The sequence below is a fragment of the Protofrankia sp. CiP1_Cm_nod2 genome, from assembly GCF_920664355.1.
GTDB lineage: Bacteria > Actinomycetota > Actinomycetes > Frankiales > Frankiaceae > Protofrankia.
This window is the reverse complement of the sequence record NZ_CAKKTL010000231.1, coordinates 1-1,145: the sequence shown is the minus strand read 5'-3', so window position 1 is coordinate 1,145 and position 1,145 is coordinate 1. Positions and strand designations below refer to the sequence as shown.

The following is a 1,145-nucleotide window of genomic DNA, read 5'->3' as shown; positions in this document are numbered from 1 at the left end:
AGAGCCTCAGCCAGACACCGCGAGCCCGGCCCGGAATCGATCAAGAACTAGTGATCGGATATCAACGGATCACGGGAACACGTGGCTGCTGTAGAAGTCCCTCTGTAGACGTCCCTTGGTTCTGTCTGTCAAGCGGCGGTGGCCCGTGATCCGGCCGCGGTGGCCCGTGGGCCTCGGTCAGGCCGGCGGTGGGTGTGCGCGGGCGAGGTGGTCACGGGGCGAGCAGCGACAGGGCGATACCATCGAGGATGTCGTGCTCGCTCGCGATCACGCTGGTCGCGCCGACCCGCTCGACCAGCGTCCGCAGCACCAGAGCCCCCGCAACGATCACGTCCACCCGGCCGGGATGCATCACCGGGAGAGCCGCTCGTTGCGCGTGCGACATCGTCGCCAACCGGTCGGCCACCGCGGCGACGTCCGACGCAGCCGTCACGGAAAGGTGAATCCGGTCGGGGTCGTAGCCGGGCAGGTCCGCGGCGAGGGCGGCCACCGTCGTCACCGTCCCGGCGACCCCGACGAGGGTCGCGGCCGAGCGGATGGCCACGGTCCGCTCGGCCAGGTCGAACGCCGCGTGGGCGTCGGCGACCACCGCCGCGAGCTGCGCGGGCGTGGGCGGGTCGTCGTGCAGGTGCCGTTCGGCCAGCCGCACGCAGCCGACGTTCACCGACTTCGCCGCGTGCACCCGTGCGGCGTCCCCGAGAACCAGCTCGGTCGACCCGCCGCCGATGTCGGCCACGACGAACGGCTCGGGATGGCCGCGCAGCTCACCGGTGGCACCGGCGTAGGACAGCGCGGCCTCCTCGTCACCGGTGATCACCTCCGGTTCGACGCCGAGGATCGCGCGGACGCCCGCCACCAGGGCGTCCCGGTTGCGGGCGTCCCTGGTCGCGCTGGTGGCGACCATCCGCACCCTGGACGCGCCGAGCCGGTCGATCTCCACGGCGTATGCGCGCAGCGCCGCGAACGTCCGCGCCAGCGCCTCGGGGGACAGCTCGCCGGTACGGTCGACGCCGGCGCCCAGCCGGACGATCTCCATGCGACGGGCCAGGTCCCGCAGCCGGGGGGCCGCGGCGGCCGCTCGCCGGCCGCCCGTGCCGCCCGTGCCGCCCGTGCCGCCCGTGCCCTCGGCATGATCCGCGCTGGGG

Annotated in this window: 1 protein-coding gene; it reads right to left on the bottom strand. The window is 73.9% G+C overall.

All coding sequences use genetic code 11. The features are described 5' to 3' along the window. Positions 1 to 211: 211 nt before the first annotated feature. A partial coding sequence (locus NBW84_RS20035) for a Ppx/GppA phosphatase family protein (protein WP_250286390.1) occupies positions 212 to 1,145 on the bottom strand: 934 nt, incomplete at its 5' end.